At 27.8% G+C, this 6742-nt stretch carries 8 protein-coding genes; all 8 read left to right on the top strand.

From position 1 onward, the window contains the following. Window positions 1-130 precede the first annotated feature (130 nt). The 8 genes from JWF52_RS12675 (at window position 131) to JWF52_RS12640 (ending at window position 6622) form a co-directional block, all read left to right on the top strand. Complete coding sequence (locus JWF52_RS12675; RefSeq protein WP_286184152.1) at window positions 131-463, top strand: DUF5665 domain-containing protein; 333 nt, start codon at window positions 131-133, stop codon at window positions 461-463. Between the two features lie 4 nt (window positions 464-467). After that, window positions 468-983, top strand: coding sequence for a TraR/DksA C4-type zinc finger protein (locus JWF52_RS12670; RefSeq protein WP_208333916.1), 516 nt, complete (start codon window positions 468-470; stop codon window positions 981-983). A gap of 26 nt (window positions 984-1009) precedes the next feature. Then, on the top strand, window positions 1010-1786 hold the full coding sequence (locus JWF52_RS12665) for a polysaccharide deacetylase family protein (protein WP_208333915.1): 777 nt from the start codon (window positions 1010-1012) through the stop codon (window positions 1784-1786). Between the two features lie 67 nt (window positions 1787-1853). Then, complete coding sequence (gene lspA / locus JWF52_RS12660) at window positions 1854-2300, top strand: signal peptidase II (RefSeq protein ID WP_208333914.1); 447 nt, start codon at window positions 1854-1856, stop codon at window positions 2298-2300. 8 nt (window positions 2301-2308) lie between these two features. Further along, window positions 2309-3220, top strand: coding sequence for an RluA family pseudouridine synthase (locus tag JWF52_RS12655; RefSeq protein ID WP_208333913.1), 912 nt, complete (start codon window positions 2309-2311; stop codon window positions 3218-3220). Window positions 3221-3405: 185 nt separating this feature from the next. Next, window positions 3406-3939 (top strand): bifunctional pyr operon transcriptional regulator/uracil phosphoribosyltransferase PyrR, encoded by a 534-nt coding sequence (gene pyrR, locus JWF52_RS12650; protein ID WP_208333912.1) that lies wholly within the window; start codon window positions 3406-3408, stop codon window positions 3937-3939. 104 nt (window positions 3940-4043) lie between these two features. Further along, window positions 4044-5288, top strand: coding sequence for a uracil-xanthine permease family protein (locus tag JWF52_RS12645; RefSeq protein WP_208333911.1), 1245 nt, complete (start codon window positions 4044-4046; stop codon window positions 5286-5288). A 314-nt stretch (window positions 5289-5602) separates the two neighbouring features. After that, window positions 5603-6622: a BMP family lipoprotein gene (locus JWF52_RS12640; protein ID WP_208333910.1), complete on the top strand. Its 1020-nt coding sequence runs from the start codon at window positions 5603-5605 to the stop codon at window positions 6620-6622. The last annotated feature ends 120 nt before the right edge of the window (window positions 6623-6742 follow it).

Here is a 6742-nt window from a genome sequence, read left to right as displayed (position 1 = left end):
AATTTCTCTATAATCCTTTTGCATTTTTATAAGTAATTTATCACATACTACAATTATATGTAATTGTTTCAAAAAGGATGTGATATCTATTAACAATAAAAAAAAGGAAGAAGATGTAATTCCTATAAGTATGAAAGAATTAGATAAAATAATAAATGAAATGTATCTATCAGATGATACTAAAAAGGATCTAGGTTTAATAAAAAGATATTTAGAAAGACTTATGCTGACAATAGAAAGAAGTAGAATTAGAGAATATATGATGCTAACTGATAGCAAAAGAAGACTATTTACAATAAATTTTGTAGCAGGATTAGGTAAAGGTTTTGGTCAAGCAATAGGACTTACAATACTAGCAGCTATTGCACTTTACATACTTGCTTCGTGGGTAAATTTACCTATTATAGGAGAGTATATAGCTGAATTAGTTAATATAGTAGAACTTTACAGAGGAAAGAGGTAATAGTATGGACATAAATAAATATAAAAAAGAGCTATTAAACGAAAAAGAAAAGATAGAAAAATTAATAGTAGAAATGCAAGATAATACTATGTTTGGAAATACAACTAAACATTCTAGTGAAAGATATACATCAGGAGAACTATCAAGTTATGATAATCATTCAGCAGATATGGGTACTGAAGTATATATGCAAGATATGCAAAATAGTTTAACTATTCATGAAAGAGGAAAACTAGATAATATAGAAAATGCGTTATATAAAATAGAAAATGGGACTTATGGAGTATGCGAACAGTGTCATAAAAAAATAGATGAAGATAGATTAGATATAGTTCCGGAAACTAATTTATGCGCACATTGTTCAAAACACCAACCAGATTTACCAATAACAAGTGGAAAATATAATCAAAACCTAATAAATGAAGGTGCTAGTTTTTATGATGAAATACTAATTCAACTAAATGATATAAATGATGTTGCTAAAAGATATAATAATACAAGTAATAGGTATAATAAATAAAGTTTATAAGAAAGAAGGAATGTAATATGAAAAAGATATTATATATGATTCCTGTACTATTACTTCTGGTAGTAGGTATGTACTTTCATAATAAAGCAGGCATAAAAGATGAAGAGGTTATAAGTTTAAATAAAGATATTTTAAATGATTATGAAGATATTATAATAAAACATGGTAATGATGAAGAAAAATTAATAGCATTAACATTTGATGATGGTCCAGATAAAGATTTTACACCACAAATATTGGATATATTAAAAGAAAATGATGTAAAAGCAACATTTTTTGTAGTAGGAGAAATGGTAGAGTGGAACACGGAAATATTAAAAAGAGAATATAATGAAGGTCATGAAATTGGAAACCATACTTTTACTCATATAAATGTTGCAAAAAGAAGTTATTCTGAAATAAATAAAGAAATAAGCGAAACACAAGAAGCAGTCAAAAAGATAATAGGAAAAGAACCAAGTTTATTTAGACCTCCATATAGAGCAATAAGTAAAAATATGTGTACTATAGCAAAAGATAAAAATATGAATATAGTACTATGGTCAAACTTAGACCCTAGAGATTGGTCAAACCCAGGTGTAAATTATATTGTAGATACTATAATGAATAAAGTTCAAAATGGTACAATAATACTTTTACATGATTATAACAATGCTAGAAATTCAACAACTCAGACAGTGCAAGCATTAAAAATAGTTGTACCAAGATTAAAAGAACAAGGATATAAATTTGTAACAGTATCAGAGCTTATAGAACATACGAATAATGAAAAACAAACAGAAAATAACAAATAACAGGCTTCCAATTAGGAAGCTTTTTTTTGTATAATAGTAGTATATAAAAATTTAGGAGGAAAGTATATTGTTATATGCGCTAATAATAGTTTTATTAATAGGGATAGATCAGTTATCTAAAGTATGGGCTTTAAATTCTTTAAAAGACATTGGAAGTATACCGATAATAGAAAATATATTTCATCTTACATATGTAGAAAATAGAGGGGCAGCTTTTGGAATGTTCCAAGATAACCAAATGATATTTGTAATAGTTGCACTATCTGCATCTATATTTGGGATATACTATCTAAATAAAAATAAAAATATAAACTTACTCGGAAAAACTGGAATAATTCTTATAATTTCAGGAGCTATAGGAAACTTAATAGACAGAGTAAGATTAGGCTTTGTAGTAGATTATTTTGATTTTAGATTTATATGGGAATATGTATTTAACGTAGCAGATGTATTCGTAGTTGTAGGAACGATACTTTTATGTGTATATATATTATTCTTTGACAATGAAAAGTAGGTGACAATATGGAAGAAGTAAGAGAGTTTTTAGTGTTAGAAGAAGATGAAGGTGATAGATTAGATGTATACTTAGCAAATGAGTTAGGAGATATGTCTAGAAGTTACATTCAAAAGATAATAAAAGATAAAAAAGTAAGTGTAAACTCAAAGGTGGAAAAAGCTAAGTATCTAGTAAAAGAAGATGATAAGATAATGGTAGAAATACCAGCACCAAAACTTTTAGAGGTAACTCCTCAAGATATACCAATAGATATAGTTTATGAAGATAATGATTTATTAATAGTTAATAAGTCACAGGATATGGTTGTTCATCCTGCTCCTGGCAATTATGACAATACTTTAGTTAATGCAATACTTTATCATTGCAAGGACAACTTATCTTCTATCAATGGAGTTATAAGACCAGGTATTGTTCATAGAATAGATAAGGACACTTCTGGACTTTTAATGATAGCGAAAAATAATAATGCACATAACTCTTTAGCTGAGCAACTAAAAGATCATTCTATAACTAGAGAGTATGAGTTTATATGTCATGGTGTTGTTAAAGAAGATAAAATAACTGTAGATAAGCATCTAGGCAGAAATCCTAAGGATAGATTAAAGATGGCAGTTGTGAAGGATGGAAAACGTGCAGTAACTCATTTTGAAGTTATTGAAAGATATGATAACTTTACACATATGAAAGCTACCCTTGAAACAGGGAGAACTCACCAAATAAGAGTTCATGCTTTATCTATAAACCATCCTCTTTTAGGGGATACTGTTTATGGTCCTAAAAATACTAAATTTAAACTAAAAGGTCAAACCTTACATGCTAAAAAGTTAGGATTTATACACCCAACTAGCAAAGAGTATGTTGAATTTGATTCTAAATTACCAAAATATTTTGAGGATATAATTGCCAAAATAAAATAATTCTTGCAAAAAACATTTCAAGATTATATAATTAAGGGTAAATAAATACCTTTAATTGATACAGAGATATCATAAGGCAAAAGTGAGTAATATATTTGTATATTTTGATACATACAAGCTTCTTGTCTTATGATAAGGAGCTTTTTAGATTTATGAATTTAACTTAAAATACTAGGAGGTCAGAAATGAGAGAAAAGGCCCAATTAATGGATGAAAAAGCAATCTCAAGAGCTATAACAAGAGTAAGTCATGAAATCATAGAAAAAAACAAAGGTGTAGAAGATATAGTCTTAGTAGGAATAAAAACTAGAGGTTTACCTATTGCAGATAGAATATCTAAAAAGATAGAACAAATTGAAGGAACAAAGGTTAACACAGGTGAAGTTGATATAACTTTATATAGAGATGATTTAAAAGAAATAGATATTGATCCAATACTTAATGGATCAAAAATAGATTTTAATATAGATGATAAAATAGTTATCTTAATAGATGATGTTTTATACACAGGAAGAACAGTTAGATCAGCACTAGATGCTATTATGGATATAGGAAGACCAAAATCAATTCAGCTAGCAGTTTTAGTAGATAGAGGGCATAGAGAATTGCCAATAAGAGCTGATTATGTAGGAAAAAATGTTCCTACATCAAGACATGAGATTATATCAGTAAAATTAGTTGAAACTGATGAAGAAGACTCAGTAACAATAAAAGAATAGACACACATAGACTATAAAGAGTTTATATTGCCTTTTAATTCAGTACAGAGATACTGAAAAAGGGAGATTTTTATCTCCCTAAAATTATATTTGGGAGGTTTTTTATGAAAAAAACAGTAATGTCATTACAACATTTATTAGCAATGTTTGGAGCTACAGTATTAGTACCAATACTAACAGGATTTAATCCTGCAGTTGCAATATTTTGTGCAGGAGTAGGTACTTTAATATTCCATTTTTGTACAGAAGGGAAAGTACCAGTATTCTTAGGTTCAAGTTTTGCATTTATACCAGTTATACTAGCGGCTAAAGAAGCATCTGGTGGAGACTTATCTTATGCACAAGGTGGAATAGTAGTAGCAGGTATTATATACGTAATTATGTCATTCTTAGTTAAGATGGTAGGAGTAGATAAAATAAAAAAATATTTCCCAGCTCAAGTTACAGGTGCTATGATTGCAGTAATAGGACTTAACTTATTACCAACAGCATTTGATATGGCATCAAATAATATATTAATAGCACTTATTACTTTATCGATAGCGCTTGTTATAAATAAGTTTGCTAAAGGATTTATAAAGCAACTAGGTATATTAATAGCAGTAATTTCAGGATATTTAATATGTCTAGCTATGGGAATTATAGATCAATCTACTATAATAAATGCACCATTACTTCAAATACCAGCATTCACTATGCCGAAGTTTAGCTTAGAGGCTATTGTTTTAATAGCACCGGTTGTTTTAGCAGTATTTATGGAACATATAGGAGATATGACAACAAATGGAGCTGTTGTAGGTAAGAATTTCATAGAAAATCCAGGGTTAAATAAAACGTTATTAGGAGATGGTTTAGCTACGATAGTAGCAGGATTTTTAGGAGGACCAGCAAATACTACTTATGGAGAAAACACAGCAGTACTTGCTATAACTAAAAACTATGACCCATCGCTATTAAGAAGAACCGCAGTATTTGCAATATTACTTTCGTGTATTGGAAAGTTTGGAGGATTCTTACAAAGTATACCAACTGCAGTTATGGGTGGAATAAGTATTATACTATTTTCTATGATAACTTTTGTAGGAGCAAAAACTGTAAAAGACAGTGATTGCATAAAAAATAAAAACAATATAATAATAATATTAACTATAATGATAATAGGCTTAGGAACTACTTACTTAGGAAACAAAGGTATAACAATAGGAATACCTATAACTCAAAGTGTAACTATAACAGGACTTAGCTTATCAGCTATAGTAGGTATTGTATTAAATAGAGTATTAAACAATAAAGACTTTAAAAATAATGAAACTGAGAATGTAGTAGAATTAAAAGCTACATCAATATAAATAAAAAATCACCTATTATAATTTTATAATAGGTGATTTTTTTATTTTATTAAAAAAAATCTTAAATTATTATTTTAAAACAAATGGATAAATATAGTTAATTATTTTTAAAATAAATTGTAAAAATCGACAAAAAATAAAGTAAATAATAGGATATATGAATTAATACTTTCAGATGGGGAAACTTAATAATAAAAAATAAAATAAAAAATATAGACAGAATTTAATTTTTCTTGTAAAATAAAATTCTGTTAACGAACGAAACTTTTAAAAAACATAATAAAGTTCATGAAAATGAAACTTAGGAGGACATTATGAAATTCAAAAAACTATTATCAATAGCAGCATCTGTGTTAGTATCGACAGCTTTATTAACAGGATGTTCTTCAAACTCAAAAGATAAAGAAGAAAAACTTTCAATAGGAATCGTTTTAGGTGAAGGTAGTATAAATGACCAATCATTTAATCAATCTACGTGGGAAGGATTAAAGAAAGCTGAAAAAGATTTTGGAGTTGAAGTTAAATATTTAGAATCTAAGCAAAAATCTGACTACTTACAAAACATAGAAACTTTAATAGATCAAGATACAAGTTTAATAATCGGGGTTGGATATCAGTTAAAAGAATCTATAGCTGAAGCATCAAAAAATTATCCTAATCAAAAATTTGCTATGATGGATGAAACATACGATAAGATACCAGAAAATGTAGTTCCTGTAACATTCAAAGAAGAAGAAGCAGCGTATTTAGCTGGAATAATAGCATCTAAAATGTCTAAGACTAATACAGTAGGATTCATAGGAGGATTACCTGCTCCATCTGTTGTTAAATATCATTATGGATTTAAATATGGAGTTACAACTACAAATAAAGATACAAAAGTTTTAGAACAATATGCAAATACATTTACTGATCAAGCAAAAGGAAAATCTATAGCTAAGCAAATGTTTGGATCAAATGCTGATATAATATTAGCAGCAGCAGGAGATACAGGAGTTGGATCAATAGAAGCAGCTAAAGAAAATAAGAAGTTTGCAATAGGAGTAGATAGAGATCAAAATTATTTAGCTGAAGAAAGTGTTATAACATCAGCATTAAAAAAATTAAATGTAGCATCTTATGATTTAGCTAAAGAATTAGTTGAAGGTAAATATAAAGGTGGACAAGGTAAGGTTTATGGATTAAAAGAAGATGGTGTTGGATTATCTGAAAATACATCTAAACATGTTCCTAAAGAAATTTTAGATTATGTTAACACTCAAAGAGAGAAGATACTAAAAGGAGAAATATCAGTACCTAAGAGTGAAGACGAATACAATAAATTAGTAAAATAAAGATAATCTCTTATAAAAATTATGTATTTTAAATAAAAGTTAAAAGCCATAAGTTTGATATTATATCAGACTTATGGCTTTTTAGAATATTAATTGTATCTTATCTTAAATATAATTCAT

The organism is Clostridium sp. CCUG 7971 (assembly GCF_017590215.1).
Lineage (GTDB): Bacteria > Bacillota > Clostridia > Peptostreptococcales > Peptostreptococcaceae > Faecalimicrobium.
Note: the sequence above shows the minus strand (reverse complement) of the source record. Positions and strands in the feature narration are given on the sequence as shown.